Source organism: Thalassospira alkalitolerans, assembly GCF_002115745.1.
In the GTDB taxonomy this organism is placed as follows: Bacteria; Pseudomonadota; Alphaproteobacteria; order Rhodospirillales; family Thalassospiraceae; genus Thalassospira; species Thalassospira alkalitolerans.
Genome location: NZ_JFKB01000001.1, coordinates 129,183 through 147,026, shown reverse-complemented (window position 1 = coordinate 147,026; position 17,844 = coordinate 129,183). Strand labels below are relative to the sequence as shown.

The 17,844-nt window shown below is 53.8% G+C and carries 15 protein-coding genes; 9 read left to right on the top strand and 6 right to left on the bottom strand.

The window, feature by feature from the left end:
- Together TALK_RS00635 and TALK_RS00630 are read left to right on the top strand one after the other, a co-directional pair.
- Entirely contained in the window at window positions 1-828 is an 828-nt protein-coding gene (locus TALK_RS00635; protein WP_085614838.1) for an ABC transporter permease, read from the top strand.
- On the top strand, window positions 825-1,589 hold the full coding sequence (locus TALK_RS00630; RefSeq protein WP_085614836.1) for an aspartate/glutamate racemase family protein: 765 nt from the start codon (window positions 825-827) through the stop codon (window positions 1,587-1,589). Before TALK_RS00635 ends, TALK_RS00630 begins: the two co-directional genes overlap by 4 nt.
- 70 nt (window positions 1,590-1,659) lie before the next feature.
- Here the strand turns inward: TALK_RS00630 and TALK_RS00625 are convergent, their stop codons facing one another.
- Together TALK_RS00625 and TALK_RS00620 are read right to left on the bottom strand one after the other, a co-directional pair.
- Window positions 1,660-2,331, bottom strand: coding sequence for a FadR/GntR family transcriptional regulator (locus tag TALK_RS00625; RefSeq protein WP_085614834.1), 672 nt, complete (start codon window positions 2,329-2,331; stop codon window positions 1,660-1,662).
- 116 nt (window positions 2,332-2,447) lie between these two features.
- Complete coding sequence (locus TALK_RS00620) at window positions 2,448-3,281, bottom strand: sulfite exporter TauE/SafE family protein (protein WP_085614832.1); 834 nt, start codon at window positions 3,279-3,281, stop codon at window positions 2,448-2,450.
- A gap of 236 nt (window positions 3,282-3,517) precedes the next feature.
- Here TALK_RS00620 and TALK_RS00615 point away from each other — a divergent pair, with 236 nt between their 5' ends.
- The 7 genes from TALK_RS00615 to TALK_RS00585 all read left to right on the top strand — a co-directional run bounded on the left by TALK_RS00615 (window position 3,518) and on the right by TALK_RS00585 (window position 13,449).
- Entirely contained in the window at window positions 3,518-4,462 is a 945-nt protein-coding gene (locus tag TALK_RS00615; protein WP_085614831.1) for a Bug family tripartite tricarboxylate transporter substrate binding protein, read from the top strand.
- The gene (locus TALK_RS00610) at window positions 4,459-5,010 is read left to right on the top strand and encodes a tripartite tricarboxylate transporter TctB family protein (RefSeq protein ID WP_085614830.1); all 552 of its coding nucleotides are present in this window, start codon (window positions 4,459-4,461) and stop codon (window positions 5,008-5,010) included. Before TALK_RS00615 ends, TALK_RS00610 begins: the two co-directional genes overlap by 4 nt.
- A gap of 12 nt (window positions 5,011-5,022) precedes the next feature.
- Window positions 5,023-6,546 carry a tripartite tricarboxylate transporter permease gene (locus tag TALK_RS00605; protein ID WP_139833680.1) on the top strand — a complete coding sequence of 508 codons (1,524 nt, stop codon included), beginning with the start codon at window positions 5,023-5,025 and terminating at the stop codon, window positions 6,544-6,546.
- A gap of 19 nt (window positions 6,547-6,565) precedes the next feature.
- Entirely contained in the window at window positions 6,566-8,164 is a 1,599-nt protein-coding gene (locus tag TALK_RS00600) for a gamma-glutamyltransferase family protein (RefSeq protein WP_085614826.1), read from the top strand.
- A gap of 659 nt (window positions 8,165-8,823) precedes the next feature.
- Window positions 8,824-10,614: an OpgD/OpgG family glucan biosynthesis protein gene (locus TALK_RS00595; RefSeq protein WP_245829614.1), complete on the top strand. Its 1,791-nt coding sequence runs from the start codon at window positions 8,824-8,826 to the stop codon at window positions 10,612-10,614.
- Between the two features lie 99 nt (window positions 10,615-10,713).
- Entirely contained in the window at window positions 10,714-12,828 is a 2,115-nt protein-coding gene (mdoH, locus tag TALK_RS00590) for a glucans biosynthesis glucosyltransferase MdoH (protein ID WP_085614824.1), read from the top strand.
- A 138-nt stretch (window positions 12,829-12,966) separates the two neighbouring features.
- Window positions 12,967-13,449, top strand: a complete 483-nt coding sequence (locus tag TALK_RS00585) for a hypothetical protein (RefSeq protein ID WP_085614822.1) — start codon at window positions 12,967-12,969, stop codon at window positions 13,447-13,449.
- A 239-nt stretch (window positions 13,450-13,688) separates the two neighbouring features.
- On the opposite strand, the gene TALK_RS00580 is transcribed toward TALK_RS00585, so the two are convergent.
- The 4 genes from TALK_RS00580 to TALK_RS00565 are packed head-to-tail and all read right to left on the bottom strand — an operon-like array spanning window position 13,689 to window position 17,827.
- Window positions 13,689-14,582, bottom strand: coding sequence for an SDR family oxidoreductase (locus TALK_RS00580; protein ID WP_085614820.1), 894 nt, complete (start codon window positions 14,580-14,582; stop codon window positions 13,689-13,691).
- A 24-nt stretch (window positions 14,583-14,606) separates the two neighbouring features.
- On the bottom strand, window positions 14,607-15,413 hold the full coding sequence (locus TALK_RS00575; RefSeq protein WP_085614818.1) for an enoyl-CoA hydratase/isomerase family protein: 807 nt from the start codon (window positions 15,411-15,413) through the stop codon (window positions 14,607-14,609).
- Between the two features lie 43 nt (window positions 15,414-15,456).
- Window positions 15,457-15,987 carry an acyl-CoA thioesterase gene (locus TALK_RS00570; protein ID WP_085614816.1) on the bottom strand — a complete coding sequence of 177 codons (531 nt, stop codon included), beginning with the start codon at window positions 15,985-15,987 and terminating at the stop codon, window positions 15,457-15,459.
- A gap of 55 nt (window positions 15,988-16,042) precedes the next feature.
- Window positions 16,043-17,827 (bottom strand): acyl-CoA dehydrogenase C-terminal domain-containing protein, encoded by a 1,785-nt coding sequence (locus TALK_RS00565; protein ID WP_085614814.1) that lies wholly within the window; start codon window positions 17,825-17,827, stop codon window positions 16,043-16,045.
- Window positions 17,828-17,844 lie beyond the last annotated feature (17 nt).

Here is a 17,844-nt window from a genome sequence, read left to right as displayed (position 1 = left end):
ATGGCGACAACCCGCGAAAAACGCCCGACAAGCTTTTACTTTCTGGCCACCTTCTTTGCGCTGTTTGTCCTGTTTTTATATGGGCCGATGCTAACGATCTTTATCCTGTCTTTTCAGGGTGAAAGCGGCGGTTTGACCTTTCCGATGAACGGGTTTTCGTTTTATTGGTTTGGCAATCTGTTTGAACAGCAGGCGGTGGGTGATTTTGGCGGGTCGTTCGCCCGGTCGCTTAAGCTTGGCCTGATTGTTATGGCGGTGACGGTTCTGGTGTCCTTTATGGCCGGTCTTGCCTTTCGCAAACGGTTCAAAGGCGACAGCGTGATTTTCTATCTGGCGATTGCCAGTCTGATCGTGCCCTCTATCCTGATTTCGCTAGGCATTGGGTTGTTGTTCAATATCGTCAGCTGGCAACCGCAATGGTTTACATCGGCCCTTGGGGCGCATCTGACATGGACCTTCCCGTTTGGGTTGCTGATCATGTTTGCGGTGTTTAACCGGTTTGATCCATCCTACGAGGAAGCGGCCCGTGATTTGGGTGCCAGCAGCTGGCAAACCATTTGGCATATTGTGTTGCCGATGGTCGCCCCCAGCCTGATCGGGGTGGCGATGTTTTCATTTACCCTGTCCTATGACGAGTTCGCCCGGACATTGATGACGGCGGGGGCGCTAAATACTCTGCCGCTTGAAATCTATGGCATGACGACGAATGTGACGACGCCAGTGCTTTATGCGCTGGGCACGGTGACAACCGGGTTTTCCTTTGTTGTGATTGCCATTGCCTTGGGTTCGGTTTTGATCCTGCGTTATCGCAAAGGGCAAAAATCATGACCCGGATCGCGGTTATTAATCCCAATATGTCGACCGGCTTTACCGATAAGGTCGGCGCGCAGGCGCGCCGTATTGTTGCATCGGGTACTGATGTCATTGCCCTTAATCCGCAATTTGGCCCGGCCAGCATTGAAGGCTATTACGACGAGGCATTCGCCAGTGTCGGGTTGCTTGCGACCATGCGCGGGTTGGAAAACCCGACGGATAAGGCATTAGATCCCAAACCGGTTGATGGTTATGTTGTTGCCTGTTTTGATGATACCGGGGTTGATGCCGCGCGGTGCCTGACCAAGGCGCCAGTGGTGGGCCTGTGCGAGGCGGCCCTTCGTTTTGCCGCCATCGTCGCGTCGCGGTTTGCCATTGTTACCCCGATGGCGGTCTCGGTTCGGCCGTTGGAACATTTGGTGGCGAAATACGGGGCGTCATCACAATGTGTGGTGCGGGCCGCCGGGGTCAGGACGCTCGATTTCGAGGGCGAAAATGCCGATATGGCCTATTTGGCGCTAAAAACGGCGGCAGAAAATTGTTTGGCCAAAGATGGGGCCGAGGCCATTGTGCTTGGTTGTGCCGGGATGACGGATATCGCAGACCGACTGCATGCGGAATTGGGTGTGCCGGTGATTGATGGGGTCAGTGCGGCAGTAAAAATGATCGAAGCCATGGGGATGCTTGGCCTTGCCACCAGCAAGGCAGGTGCCTACGCCAGCCCGCCGGTTAAATCCTATGACGGGATTTTTGCCGAGTTCGCACCGGTCGCTTAGCCGGGGCTAAGGATGGCTGTCGCCAGTCAAGAGTCCGTCAACATCACGTCAAAGCCCATATCAATACCGGTCAGATTTGTTTTAAGGCCTGTTCGACCTGCACCAGATGGCGGTGCATGGCATCTTCGGCGCGTTTTGGGTCACGTTGTTCGATGGCATCGACGATTTCGCGGTGTTGCGCGCTTAGATCATTGATCAGCCGGTCGGAATGGCTGCTTTCACGCAGGCGTGCCCAGGCTGCTTCGCGGCGGACGGCATTGACGGCCTCGAATACGGCCAGAAACAGGGTGTTACGGACACTTTCGGCAAGTTTCTGATGGAAGGCCGCATCCCATTTCTCATATTCGCCCTGGGTTGTCGCGCTGGCGGCATGTTCGACCATGCTGCGCATGGCGTCAATATCGCCCTGTGATGCGCGAAGGGCGGCAAAGCGGGCCATGGATGGTTCGATTTCCTGACGGACTTCCATGATTTCAAATGGGCTGGTTTTGGTTGCCAGGCCTTCAAGCTTGCGCAGGCGCGGGGTTGGCGGTGTGCCAACAAATGTCCCCTGACCCTGGCGGCGCCAGATCATGCCTTCGGCTTCTAGTTGATCAAGTGCCTTGCGAAGGGCGCGGCGTCCGACGTCAAGCTGTTCGGCCAACATGCGTTCAGCAATGACACGACCGTCCTTGACGAATTTCCCGGCCTCGAAACTTGTTCTGAGTTTGTCGGCCAGCCCCTGAGTGGCGATGTCATTCATGGTGTTTTTATCATTGTTGTCGTGTTGCTTGGGCGTTTCATCAACCCCGAACCAATACCGCTTGTTTGCATCCTGCGGTTTTAATGGTTCGGTGCTGTTTCGATCCTAATCAGATATCAGGAAATCAGATCATAGAACATGCGCAATGATGTTATGGCCAAAAACAGGCCAAAACAAAAGCGTAGCGCGCGTCTGGGGATGGTGTGGGCAATGCGCGCACCAATTGGTGCGCACAGCACGGTCATCGGAATTAAAAGAGCCGCGGCGAGCACATTGACATAGCCGACGGAGAAGGGCGGGCGCCCGTCCACCCCGATCCCCGACACGGCATAGCCAATGGTGCCGGGTAGCGCGATGATCAGGCCAATGGCTGCGGCCGTTCCGACCGCGCGACGAATGTCATATCCCAGAAAGCTTAGGATCGGCACACAGATTGTACCGCCGCCAATTCCCATCATGGCGGACAGGCCACCGGCAAGAACACCAAGTGCCGCCCAAACCGATTTCGGCGGGTTTTTCTGGGTATCGGTCTCGCGGTCGCGAGCCAAAATCATATTTGTGGCCACCAAAAGGGCGACGACGGCAAACACGATGGTTAAAACACGGCCATCGGCAAAACCGCCAATCGTGGTCCCTATGATCACACCCACCACAATTGCCGGCCCCCAGTGTTTCAAAAGGGCGATATCGACCGATCCCTTTTTATAATGGCTGCGTGTCGATGAAATCGCGGTGGCAATGATTGTGGTTAGTGACGTTGCGACGGCGACCTGCATGCGCAGGCTTTCATCAACACCCATGGTGGTAAGAAAATGATATAGAACCGGCACAATAACAATACCGCCGCCGACTCCCAAAAGCCCGGCCATGATGCCGCCAACGACACCGGCAAACAGCATCGCAGCGCCCCACAAAAGATACAGGCTCATGGTGCCTTCTAATTCAATCATCTTGAACCAATCCAAACCAATAATGTGATAAACTCATGATTGGTACTAACGCTGATTCATGGATCTTGGCAATCATTTTGCACAAAAAGTCCGCTTAAATTGTGGTTAATGCGTATATTTACGTTTTTAGGGTTGCGAACCAAAACCAAGAATGTCAACAATATGGCGACAAAAAGCGTGAACCAAAAATATAATGGTTTGCTATTGGATCAGGAATGCATCAGGAGGCAGAACATATGTTCCGCAAGATTGCCGTAGCCGCAGGCTTGATGGCCGCATCAATGGTCGCGCCCGCACAGGCTCAGAACTATCCCGAAAAACCAATTGAATTTATCGTGCCTTGGGGCCCGGGTGGCGGCAGTGACACGCTGATGCGCATCGTTGCCCAAGGTCTTGCCGATGAAACCGGTCAGGCCGTTCCCGTGATCAATATGCCCGGTGTTGGTGGTAATGTCGGTCTTGCCGAATTCGCCAAACGCCCGGCAGATGGTTATACCATTTCGCAGATTCACGAAGGTCTTCTGATCTCGAATGCGACCGGTATCACGGATCTGAACTGGAACAGCTTCATGCCGATCGGTTTGCTGGCGTCTTCGCCGCAATATCTGACGCTGTCAAAAAACGACAATTTCTCGAACTTTGAAGAAATGGTCGCTTATGCCAAGGAACACCCGGGCGCGATCCGTGCCGGTGTAACACTTGCCGGTGTCCCGCATCTGCATATGGCGATGATCGAAGATGCGCTTGGCATCCAGTTCAGCTATGTCGGTTATGAAGGTACCGGTCAGCGTATCCGTGCGTTGGTTGGCGGCAATATTGATGTTGCCATTGGTGATGTATCCTCGGCCGGTCAGTTTGTTGAAAATGGCGATCTGATCTTTGCTGCTGTTGGTACGCCGGAACGCACCGATGACGAACCGACTGTCCCGACCCTGAAAGAACTCGGTGTTGATGCCGATCTGACCGTGACGCGCGGTGTAGTTCTGCCTAAAGGCACCCCGCAGGAAGTTGCTGATCAGCTTGAAGCCATTCTTGCCAAGGTCATGAAACGTCCCGACGTGATTGAAAAGATCAAGAATGTTGGTTCTGAGGCTGTGTTCCTGGGTCAGGAAGAATACAAAACCTATCTTGGGAAACTCGACGCGACGGTTGGCCGTCTTGTCGGCAAGCTTCAGGGATGACGAGCCGTCCCGAAGAGACAGCAACACCGGGTGCATTTGCATCCGGTGTTTCTCGTGCACGCAATGAATTTGCACGGCTGATCTCGTATCTCGTTTTTGGTTTGGGCTCTGTTTATTTGTCCTGGCGAGCCGGACAATTGCCAAGTTCACGCTGGGAGCCCTTGGGTGCTGGATCGTTTCCCAAACTGGTTTTTGCCGTTTTGGCGATTTTATGCCTGATGGCGGCCGTACGTGCGGTGATTGATATCCGCAAGATAGGCAAGCTTGACGGATTGGGATCGGCACTTTGCCGCTGGATTAAAATTCGGCGCATATCCTTTGCCATTTTCGGTTTGCTAGCGGTTTACCTTGGCGCTTTGCCATATGCCGGGTTCTCGCTTGCGACTTTTGTGTTCCTGCTGATCGCGCAATTGCTGATCGCGGACATTTCAAAAAAGACTGTCATTCAATCCGTGATCGCCGCCCTGATTTTCTCGGTCGGGCTGAACATGTTGTTTGCTGGTGTCTTTAACGTATTTCTGCCGCGCGGCGTCCTGTTTGCGGGCTAGTAAAAGTTTACGATGATGTTGGATGCATTTCTTGCCGGTGCCCATCAGGTTTTCGCGTTTGATACCCTGATATATATGCTGATTGGTTCAGTTGCCGGGATCGTGGCAGCTGCCATTCCGGGCTTTACCGTCACTATGGCCATTATTCTGACCTTGCCGCTGACCTTTGCCATGGACCCGTTACAGGGTGTGTCGGTGATGTTATCGGTTTATGTCGGCGGTTATACCGGTGGCCTGATCAGTGCCGCTCTTTTGGGAATCCCCGGAACGCCAAGTTCGGTTGCGACCACATTTGATGCCTTTCCGATGGCACGTGGTGGCGAACCGGGGCGTGCGCTTTCACTTGGTGTCTGGGCGTCGTTCTTTGGGACAGTGATTTCAACCGTCATCCTGATTGTTGCCGCACCACCGCTGGCCCTGATTGCGGTCAAGCTGGGCCCGTGGGAATATTTCTCGTTGATCGTGTTTGCGCTGACTGTTGTTGCAAGTCTTGTCGGCAATTCATTGATGCGCGGTTTGATTGCCGGTGTGATCGGTCTTGGGCTGGCAACGATTGGTCCCGATCCGATGATGGGGCGCCCGCGTTTGACGTTTGAGTCTGATATTCTAATGCCCGGCCTGCCGTTCCTGGTTGTTCTGATTGGCATTTTCGCGATCAGCCAGCTGATGAGTGAAGTCGAAGACCAGGGTGAAAAATCCGGTCAGGCATTGATCCCTGATAGTATTGATTTCAAAACCTGGGCGGTGATGCGCGAAGTTCTGATGCATCCGGTCAATCTGGTGCGGTCCTCGTTGATTGGTGTGGTAATCGGGGCTTTGCCCGGTGCCGGGGGATCGATTGCCAATCTTTTGGCTTATGATCAGGCCAAACGGTCATCGAAAACGCCAGAAAAATTTGGCAAGGGTATTGCCGATGGGGTTGTTGCCTCCGAGGCCGGTAATTCAGCCACGGCTGGTGGCGGTTTGATCCCGATGATTGCACTGGGTATTCCGGGGTCGGCTGTCGATGCGATCCTGATGGCGGCCCTGATGGTGCATGGCGTTTCGGTTGGGCCACGCCTGATCATGGATCATCCCGATCTGGCCTATGGCATGTTTGTTGCCATGGTTGTCTCATCGTTGATGATGCTGGTGGTCTGTGTGTTGTCGATGCGCCTGTTCTTGCGTGTGACTGACATTCCCAAGCAATTCATTGTACCGACTGTCATGATTTGTTGTGTCATCGGCGCCTTTGCGCTCAATAACCGTGTCAGTGATCTTTACTTGCTTGGTGCGATTGGTCTGATTGGTTATGGCCTGAAATCGCTGGATTATCCGTTGGCACCACTGGTGCTGGGGGTAATTTTGGGGCCGATTGCCGAAACCAATCTGCGTCGCGCTTTGATGAGTGATGGTGATTGGACGGTGTTCTTTACCCGCCCGATTTCCGCTGTTCTGCTGGTTGCCGCCTTGTTGTCTGTTATCTTCAGTGTGCGGTCGATCCTGAAAATGCGCCAAAAGAACCGTCCCGCCACTGATGAACAGGACGGCGACTAAGCCCTGCTAGGAGACTCCAATGAAACTTCGTCATGACGCGCTTTATGCCTCACGCCGGTCACCGGTTCTGGCGCGCAATATTGTTTCGACATCGCAACCATTGGCCGCACAGGCCGGATTACGCATGTTGCTTGCTGGCGGCAATGCCGCCGATGCGGCCCTTGCATCGGCTATTGCCTTGACCGTGGTTGAACCGACCGGCAATGGTCTGGGTTCGGATGCCTATGCGATTATTTGGGACGGCAAGGAATTGCACGGCCTGAATGCATCGGGCCGGGCACCAGCGGCATGGTCGCCCGAACGGTTTGCCGGGATGGATGCTATGCCCCAGCGTGGCTGGGATTCGGTGACGGTCCCCGGTGCGGTTTCCGCCTGGCGCGAGATTTCTGAAAAGTTCGGCAAACTGCCATTTGAAAAGCTGTTTGAGCCGGCGATTGATTATGCCACCCGTGGTTTTGCGGTCTCGCCGATCATTGCCACCCTGTGGCAAAAAGGCGGGGATGTTTTGGGCAAGCAGCCAGGCTTTGCCGAGGCATTTCTGCCCGGTGGTAAAGCCCCCAAAGCGGGCGAATTGTTTGTCAATCGCGCCATCGCGGATAGCTTGATCGACATCGCACAGACCAAAGGCGAAAGTTTCTATCGTGGGGCACTGGCGAGAAAAATCGCCGCCCATGCCAAGGAAAATGGCGCGGTCCTTACCGAAGATGACCTTGGCAATCACAAGGCCGATTGGGTGGGCACGATTTCGCAAAGCTTTGGCAAGGTCAAGCTGCATGAAATTCCGCCAAACGGGCAGGGGATTTCCGCCCTGATCGCACTTGGCATTTTGCGCCATACCAATATCACCGATTATACCCCGGACTCGGTCGAGGCCCTGCATCTTGAGATGGAGGCAATGAAACTTGCCTTTGCCGATATGGCTGAATATGTCGCCGACCTTGATCACATGTGTGATGTTACGGTCGAGCATCTGCTGTCAGATGATTATCTGAAATCACGGGCAGCCTTGATTGATGCCAACAAAGCCCAGGATTTCAAGGCCGGTGCGCCCAAGCATGGCGGCACGGTTTATGTTACTGCGGCTGATGAAAACGGCATGATGGTGTCGTTTATCCAGTCGAACTATATGGGATTTGGTTCCGGTGCTGTGGTGCCAGGTACCTCGATCAGTTTGCAAAACCGTGGTTTTGGTTTCAGTCTGAAAGACGGTCATCCCAATCAGGTTGCTGGTGGCAAACGCCCATTCCAGACAATCATCCCGGCCTTCCTGATGGGCGATGATGGCAATCCAGTCATGAGCTTTGGCGTCATGGGCGGGCCGATGCAGGCGCAGGGTCATTTGCAAATGACCCTGCGCACCCAGCTTTGGGGGCAGGACCCGCAAACTGCAGCCGATGCACCGCGCTGGCAGGCGCTTTCGGGGCTTGAAGTCGCGGTTGAGGCCTCCATTGGTGTCGATGTGATCGAAGCATTGAAAGCCAAGGGCCACGCGATTGCGGTTGAAACACCCGACAGCACCAATTTTGGTTTCGGCGGCGCACAGCTGATTGCCAAAACCGAGAATGGCTATGTTGCCGGATCCGATTCGCGCAAGGATGGCTGTGCCGTCGGCTATTAACGCCGAGGATATGCCCTTTTACAATTTTATCAGAACTCAGATGGTCTCCCCTTAAATCATCTGACGACGAGAAGACCGGTCGCCAACCCGACCGGTCTTCTTCATTTCTGCCATGAACATGGCAACAGCTAGGGCTTTGCGGTTTTAGGGCTGGGCGGGTTGTTGCGTGCCAATCGCGGAATTTAAGATTGGCATATATTCTGATTACCCTGCACGCGGCATTCGACCGAATCTGGAATATCGAACACCCGGCTGGAGTTTGAAAACGGTTGTCTGTGATGTCGGGTATCGTTGACCACGGCATTGGTGCGTGCGTTTCAGTGCCATTTCCGGTCTTCGCCCGGCAAAATTTAAGGTCCGTCACCCAACGCAGACCCCCCGATATTTTCGGATGGGTTATAGCGCGTCTGACCAAGTCGGAATTTTCTTTCCGTCAAGATAAAAATCCCTGCATTTCAGGGGGATACCCCATGCAAAAATGCTGCTTTGTGATTGGTCGGGACAGGCGTAAAGACGCAGGATGCGGAACTTGGGGACACCGTGGAATAGCGTCGTGACCGGATTCTTATCAATATCCTGTCACATTGCTGCCCCGTTCTTTAAGCAAAACATTTCTGGTGATCAATTCGCCGATCGGTTGGGAAACTAAGACGGGAAATATGTACAGATTTCAAAAGCGTGTTGCCAAGGTCTCGGTTCATGCTCTGCTTGCGGTTGTGCTTGCAGGGTTTTTGTCGTTTGGCGCGGAGGGTCTCGCACGCGCACAAGATAGTGCGCCGGACAGTGTATCGGCCAAGGTTCCGTCAAATGGTCAGCCTGATGCCAATGCGTTGCAACCCGCTCCGTCTTCGGCATCTGCCACGTCTTTGGAACCGGCCATGCCGATCACACCGGCTGAGCAACCGACTGTAAATACGCAATCCCCCCCTGATGGTTCAGCAGCCGATGGCGCAACCCCGGTTCCGCATATGCCAGAAAAACCCGGTATTGCGGTGCCGGTTGCCTTTGATCCTGCACAGGTGATTGACCGGGCGCGTAATCTTGCCGGGCAACCATTTGAAAGCCCGCACCGTGATCTGCCCGAAGCATTGGCTAATCTGAGTGCCGAAGATTACGCAAAAATCCGTTTCAAATCGCAAAAGGCATTCTTTAGTCAGGCAAAGTCGGGTTTTGCGCTGGATCTTTATCATCCGGGCAATATGTATGATGTGCCGATTGCCATCAACTTGGTCCGTGATGGGCAGGTACAGGCTGTTCCTTATTCCGCCGGTCTGTTTGATTTTGGTGAAACCGGTCTTTCGGCGAATGATTTTTCGACCCAAGGCTATGCCGGGTTCCGCCTGCGGTATCCGCTGGGCAGTGTGAAGGGCAGTGATGAACTGGCCACATTCCTTGGCGCGTCGTATTTTCGCATTCAGGGACGTGATCAGGTTGTCGGTCAGATGGCGCGTGGCCTGACGGTTGATCTTGGTGGCCCATCGGGCGAGGAAATCCCGGCATTTCGTGAATTCTGGATCATCGCCCCCAAAGACGGCGAAACCAAAATCACGGTATTTGCCTTGCTTGACAGCGCGCGTGTGACGGGTGCGTATCGGTTCGACATTCGTCCGGGTGCCAACAGCAAGGTCGATGTCAGCGGCACATTGTTTTTCCGTGATCGGGTTGAAAAAATCGGTCTGGCACCGCTTAACAGCATGTTCTTGTTTGGTGAACAGAAACGCCGTCAGTTTGATGATTATCGCGGCGAAGTACATTCCAGCGATGGGTTGTTGATCAATAATGGTCGTGGTGAATGGCTGTGGCGTCCGCTTGATAATCCGGCAAATTTGCAAATCAGTTCGTTTTTGGACGAAAACCCGCGCGGTTTTGGGCTTTTGCAGCGTGACCGCAATTTCGACCATTATCAGGATCTTGAAACTCGTTTCGAAGATCAGCCGGGTTATTGGGTAAAGCCCAAGGGCGATTGGGGAAAAGGCCATGTTGAATTGGTTGAAATCCCCAGCCCAAGCGAGGGTAATGACAATATCGTCGCGTTTTGGGTGCCGCAAAACAAGCCCGCAGCCGGAACGGAGCTGACCTTTGAGTATCAGATTGCGGCAACACAGGATGGCCGTGAACTGCACGAACTGTCACAGGTGACGGATACCCGCATCATGGCGGTTCCAGCACTTGGCGATGATGAACCTGCGGCCACGCGGTTTATGTTGAATTTCGCCGGTGAAGAACTTGATTATTACCTTGCCGATCTTGATCACCTGTCAGCAGATATCAGCGCGTCAAATGCCGTTGTCCGAAATGTCCGGATTGTGAAGGATACCGAAAATGGCGGTGTGCGCGTGATTTTCGATCTAATCGGAACCGGCGAAGCGGCGAGTTCGAATTTGCGTGCCTTTCTGCAATATGACGGCCGGGTCCTTAGCGAAACCTGGACCATGCCGTGGGTCTTCTAGGCCCAGGGATTTTCGGCAAACGCATGAATGGCGGGCACATTTCCCCGCTTGCTGCGTTTCGTTGTGCAACAGTCGCGAATTGAATTCAGGTAAAACTATATGAACCGGATGTCTGATCCTGTGTCCAAAGCCGTCAACGGCAATGCCCTCAACGAAGATCACCTTGATCCGACGGTCAAGCTGCGCGGGCCCGGTGTTGGATGGCGGCGGTTCTTCCTGTTTGGGGCGTCTGTTTTGGCCACGGCCTATGCCGCAGGGATGATGACCGATGTTTTGGGTTCGGATCAGCTGACCATTATGGAAATGGTGGTGATCGCCTTCTTTACGATCAATTTTGCCTGGATTTCAGTATCCTTCTTTACCGGGGTCGTCGGACTTGTCCTGCGCGGGCTTAAAATCGATGCGATTACTCTTAAACGTTTGAAACCGATTTCGCGCAAAGGATCGTTGCGATCCAAAAACGTTGTTGTGATCCCGGTCTATAACGAAGACCCCAACCGGGTTTTTGCCGGTCTTCGGGCAAGTTATGAAAGTCTTGCCGCGACGGGCGAAATTGCTGCGTTTGATTTCTTTGTTCTGTCTGATACCCGCGATCCCGATATCTGGATCGCCGAGGAAATGGCATGGGCCAAAGCATGTTCGGACTTGAAGGCACGCGGCAGGATTTTCTTTCGCAGGCGGGCGGAAAATACCGAACGCAAATCCGGAAATCTTAAGGAATTCTGCGAAACCTATGCGGCAAATTATGATCATATGATCGTCTTTGATGCCGATAGTGTCATGTCGGGCGAGGCCATGGTGAATATGGCCTATCTGATGGAAAACAATCCTGATGCCGGGATCATTCAAAGCCCGCCGCAACCCACCGGCCGTCAGACACTTTTTGCTCGTATCTTGCAGTTCATTTCGCGCGTGCATGGCCCGACCATGTCGGCGGGTTTGTCATTTTGGTGCATGGGCAGTTCGAATTATTGGGGGCATAACGCGATCATTCGCGTACAGGCCTTTATCGACTGTTGCGGCCTGCCGGTTCTGTCAGGAAAACCGCCGATGGGCGGACATATCCTAAGCCATGATTTTGTCGAGGCCGCCTTTATGCGCAAGGCTGGCTGGCGGTGTTGGCTGATCCCGCAATTAGAAGGCAGTTGGGAAGAATTGCCGCCGAATCTGATTGATTATGCCATCCGGGATCGTCGCTGGTGTCAGGGCAATATGCAACACGCGCGTCTTTTGTTTGCGCCGGGTTTCAGACCGCTTAGCCGGTTGCATTTCTTTATGGGGGTGATGAGCTTTGGCTCGTCGCCGTTATGGTTGTTGTTGTTGTTGAGTTCGACGATTGCAACGCTGCAAAACACACAACTGACCTATAGCTTTTTCCCCAGCCAGTTCACCATGTTCCCGCAATGGCCGGTTGACCGGTCATTTGAAATGCTTGTGTTACTGGTCTTTACCATTGGCATGTTGGTGGTGCCCAAGATTATTTCGATCCTGATGGTCTGCCTTGGCCGGGATCGCAAAAAATATGGCGGGGTCATGGTTTTGGCCAGTGGTGTGCTTGAAACGCTGTATTCGGCGCTTCAGGCGCCGATCATGATGATGCTGCATGCGCAATTTGTGTTTTCGGTTCTAACCGGTAATCAGGTTGGCTGGGACGCGCAGGAACGTGACGATACCGGTGTCCCATTGGCTGCGGCCTTTAAAACCCATCGCACGATTATCGTGATTGGCTTGATCTGGGGGGCGGTGGCGCTGTTTGTTGATGCGGCGTTTTTCTGGTGGTTGTCACCCATTCTGGCCGGTTTGGTGCTGGCCCCATGGTTAACCCATTGGTCCAGCAGTCTTGCAATCGGGCGGGCAGCGCGCCGGATGAACCTGTTTGTGACGCCCGAAGAAACTGAAAAACCCGAAGAATTGCAGACGCTTGCACGGTTAAGTGCCGAGGCACCGGATGCAAACGTCAAGGATGGCTTGTTGCGCCTGATCGAAGACCCGTTTGCCAATGCGCTGCATTCGGCCCTGTTGCCTGTGCGCAAGCCGGATCGTCGTACTCAGATCGAGATCGGCATTATCTATGAAAAGCTGGCCCGTCTTGGTGTTGAAAGCCTGACGCGTGATGAAAAACTTAAAATCCTGTCATGGCCGGTCAAACCCTTGGACCAGATCATGGCAGGGAAAAAGGATGATGATGCCAAATTATCCGACAATTTGGCATAGAGCATTGATTTTATTGCATGGATCGCGCCACAAAAACGCCCTGATTTGATCAAAATATGTCGCGGTTTTTCGGTGATTATAATCCTTACCAAAGAGTTAATCGCAGATTGTCGCCATTTAGCCCGAAGGGCCATAAACATGACCGACCTGACCATTGCATCACAGGGATTTTCCTATGCCGCTTTTGAATCCGCGGCAGTGACACGCCTGATCGACGAAACGGCGCACGCATGGCTGCGTTCGTTCAAGGTCGATAATCCGCAGGCCCATCAGCGTCTGGTAAATGAATTGCGCACCGCCCTTGCGCAGGACGCTGTTCCTGCGACAGAAAAGGAAAGCATGCAGGATATCCTTGATCAGGCTGCCCATGATGCGATTGCAAGCTGGCTTGCCAATCTAAGCGGTCAGGACGATTGCTTTGGGGCGACTGGTTTTGCCATGATGCGGTGTGCGTTTCTGTCGGCCAATTGTGATCATATCTGGTCAGAACGGTTTTTGGATCGTGACCACGCCAATGGCGATTTGGCTGCGGCCTTGTCGATACAGATGATGTGCCCGACGCCGGTGCTTAAAAGCTGTGTGATGCCGCGCCAGTCGCTGGATCGCCGCGCCGTTTCCTAATATTTTCAAAGATTTGCGCTGACTTGTCTTACCCTCAACGTCATTTGCGCATTCCCAACAAAGCACTGCCAATCGGGCGGTGCTTTGTTGTTTCCGGGATCTGATTTTATCAGCCCAAAAAGAACCCGCCCAAAGGGGCGGGTCGAGTTCAGCGGGCGAGTGGGACCCAATTTCACAATGTGAATTCAGGTCCCGGTGACGTCAGGGCACACACTCCCCAACGTTGACGAAAAAATAGTTCAGGCGGCTTTGTGGGCAGCGGCCAGTTTTTCAAGCAATCTGACGACCTGCGGGTCGTTTTTGCCGTTCCGGTCTGGTTCAAGGAAGAAGTCCGGATAGGGCGATTTGCCCGGTGTCAGATTGTATTGTTCAAAATCAGTGATCCCGATGGCCTCAAGCACACTTTCATCGGTAAAGAAACCACCGGTGACCGCACGCGCGGGCGATGTCAGAATGGCATGTGCGGCATCGGAAATGATGTCTGGCCTGCGCGCCCGGCCCTGTTCAAGGCCCGGGATCATGTTAAGAGCGGCGGTTTCAATTACTGTGACCGGCCACAGGGAATTGACGGCAACACCTTCATCGGCAAATTCGGCTGCAAGGCCAAGGGTGACAAGGCTCATACCGTATTTTGAAATCGTATAGGCCGTGTGATTGGCAAACCATTGCGCCGACAGGTTCGGTGGTGGTGACATGGTCAGGATATGCGGGTTATCCGATTTCATCAGATGCGGCAGGCAGGCCTGCGCACAGGCAAAGCTTGCCCGGGTATTGACCTGATGCATCAAATCAAACCGCTTCATCGGGGTTTGCAGTGTTGACGTCAGATTGATCGCGCTGGCATTGTTGATCAGGATATCGATCCTGCCAAAGGCCTCGATTGTTTTGGCAACGGCCTCGGCGATTTGGTCTTCCTCGCGGATATCGGTCTTAAGGGCCAATGCGCGGCCCCCGGCTGCTTCGATTTCGGCCGCCGCACTATGGATGGTGCCGGGCAGTTTTGGATGTGGCTCGTCGGTTTTGGCGATCACCGCAATATTGGCGCCATCACGTGCGGCACGCAGGGCAATCGCCTTGCCAATGCCGCGCGATGCACCGGTGATGAATACTGTTTTTCCTGCAAGACTTGCCATGGTCGTTTTCCCTGAAAGATCTTTTTATGATTTGCCAAATTGCGGACGGCGTTTTTCAACAAAGGCGGTAACGCCTTCACGGAAATCGTCACTGACCGCGCAATCGGCAAAGGCTTTGGCCTCGGATGCCAATTGTGTCGCCAGACGGTTTTCCGGTGCGGCATTTAGTAATGCCTTGGTGCGTGCAATCGCATCCCGTGGTCCATGTGACAGCCGAAGGGCCAGTTCCGATACCGCCTGATCAAGCTGGGCCGCGGGGACTACCTTGTTGATCAGGCCGCAATCCTGGGCCTCATCCGCGCCAAACCGGTCGCCAAGAAAGGCGATTTCCTTGGCCTTTTTCATGCCGACAAGGCGCACCAGCGAATGGGTCGATCCGCCATCGGGGGATGTGCCGATATGGCAATAGGCCAGGGTGAAAACGGTTTCCTCGGCGGCGATGGCCAAATCGCAGGCATTCATCAGGCTGATGCCAAAGCCGGCAACCGCCCCATCAAGGCGCGCGATCACCGGGCGTGGCAAGGCCGTAAGCCGTTCGATGATGTGATGGACCTTGCCGATCATTTTTTCGATCTCGGGGCGGGCCTGTTCGGCGGGGCTTTGCGACATTTGGTAAAAGAATTTCACATCGCCTCCGGCCATAAATGTGCCGCCGGAACCTTGAACAATCACGGCACCGATCTGATCGATATCGGCCTCTATCCGGTCAAGGGCGGTCAGCATGCCCGCGACCATTGCCTGATCCAGCGCATTCATGCGATCCGGGCGATTAAGCGTGACCGTCGCAATCGCGTTTTCGATATTTAGCAATACCGCGTCTTCTGACGACATTTGAAATCCTCCCGCAGGCTATTGATGCCCGATTATTATTTGGCTAGACCGCAAGTCGTGCTTCGATGGCGTTTTCCATATCGGGCCAACCCGAAAGCCAATCGGGCATACTTGGCGATGTTTCATCGGTCCCGACCAGACGGCAAATTTCATCGGGCGAAACAATGCCGTTTGGTCCGACAAACACCGCCTTTACGACACCAAGTGCCAATGTTTTGCCTTTGGCGGTAAAACGTTGTTCCAGATAAAAGCCTTTTTCATCCCAATACAGCGCCTGTGTTTTCAGGGTGAAACGTTGAAACGGCTTGATTGCGCGTTTAAACCGCATGGTTGATCCGGATATGACGGGTTGCCATTTGCGTTTGAACATCTGTTTGGCAATCCCATTGCGCAGGATCAGTTCGGTTCGCCCCAGATCCATCAATGCAAAGTACCGCGAATTGGTCATATGGATGTTGATATCCAAATCCAGCGGCCAGGCGCGGAACTCCAAGACAGACGGGTCACGCGGGGAAAGGCCGGGCCGCCACCAGGACAGGATCAGTACACGGATCAGCCGGAAAATAAGGTTCACAGCGCGCTCCTTGTCGTGATGTTTACTGCCAAAGGGATGCGGCCCGGTTGCATGATCAGAAAAGATCCTCGTCAAGTTCCATTATGGTTTTCGATCCGGCCATTATCGCGCTGAACAACGCGCCTGATTGCGGCAAAACACGTTCCATATAGAACTTTGCCGTGATCAGTTTTGTCTTATAGAACCCGTCCGGATCATCATCCTTTTTCGCAAGCGCGATCTCGGCCATGCGCGCCCACATGAAACCAACCGCGACCAGACCAAACAAACGCAGGAATTCGGTTGCGGCGGCCCCGGCTTCGTCCGGGTTTTTCATCCCGCGCTGGGCCAGTTCACCTGTTGCCTGCTGCAACCGCATAAAGGCCTTTGCCAGTGGCTGGACAAATTCGCCCAACCCGTCTTTTGATACATTGGCTTCAATATATGCCTGCACCGGATGGAAGAACCGACGCAGGTTGCGCCCGGCCTTGGCCGGCATTTTGCGCCCGACAAGGTCAAGTGCCTGAATGCCGTTTGTGCCTTCGTAAATCTGGGCAATACGGGCATCACGAACATATTGTTCCATGCCCCATTCACGGATGTAGCCGTGCCCGCCAAAGACCTGGACGCCAAGATTGGTGTTATCAAAACCCCAATCAGTGAACAGTGCTTTGACGATTGGTGTCATCAGTTGAACGAATTCTTCGGCTTCTTCGCGTTTGACAGGATCGGTATGATGTTTGGCGGTATCAAGGGCGCGGGCTACCCACATGCCCATTGCACGGCAACCTTCGTTGGTGGCGCGCGCGGTTAGCAGCATGCGCCGGATATCGGGATGCACCAAAAGCGAATCTGCCGGTTTTTCCGGGCTTTTTGCCCCGGTCAGGGCGCGACCCTGTAAACGGTCACGGGCATAGGCCGCGGCCCCCTGATAGGCGGCTTCGCCAAGGCCAAGTCCCTGAATGCCAACCGAAAGGCGTTCCTGGTTCATCATGGTGAACATTGCGGGCATGCCTTGATGGGGTTCGCCAACCAAATAGCCGATGGCACCATCAAAATTCATCACACAAGTCGAGGATGCCTTGATCCCCATCTTGTGTTCGATGGACCCGCATTTGACCGCGTTACGTTTGCCCATTGATCCATCGTCACCGACCATGAATTTCGGCACCAAAAACAGGGAAATACCCTTGGTGCCTTTGGGGGCATCGGGCAATTTTGCCAACACCAGATGGATGATATTTTCCGTCAGGTCATGTTCCCCGGCCGAGATAAATATTTTCGTTCCGGTAATGGAATAAGATCCGTCAGCCAAGGGATCAGCCTTGGTTTTAATGATGCCAAGATCCGTGCCGCAATGCGGTTCGGTCAGGCACATGGTGCCCGCCCATGTACCTTCAACCATTTTCGGCAGGAACTTGTCTTTCAATGCGTCCGAAGCATGGCTGTGCAGGGCCGCATAGGCGCCAAATGACAGGCCGGGATACATCCCAAACGACAGGTTGGTCGAACAGATCATTTCCTCGACCAGGGCATTGATCGATTTTGGCGCGCCCTGACCGCCATAGACCGGGTCACAGGCGATGCCGGTCCAGCCACCTTGGGCAAAGGCATCATAGGCTTCCTTGAAACCTTTCGGTGTCGTAACGACACCGTCATCCCAATGACAGCCTTCTTCGTCACCGGATCGGTTGATGGGATAAAGGATTTCTTCGCAAACTTTGGCGGCTTCTTCCAGAACGGCATCGACGACGTCGGGGGTGAAATCCTCGCAGCCGGGCATCTGATTGATATCGCTATAGTCAAACAATTCGCCAAGGACGAAGCGCATGTCGCGTAGGGGTGCTTTGTATTGTGCCATTTTCTGTCCTCCTCGTC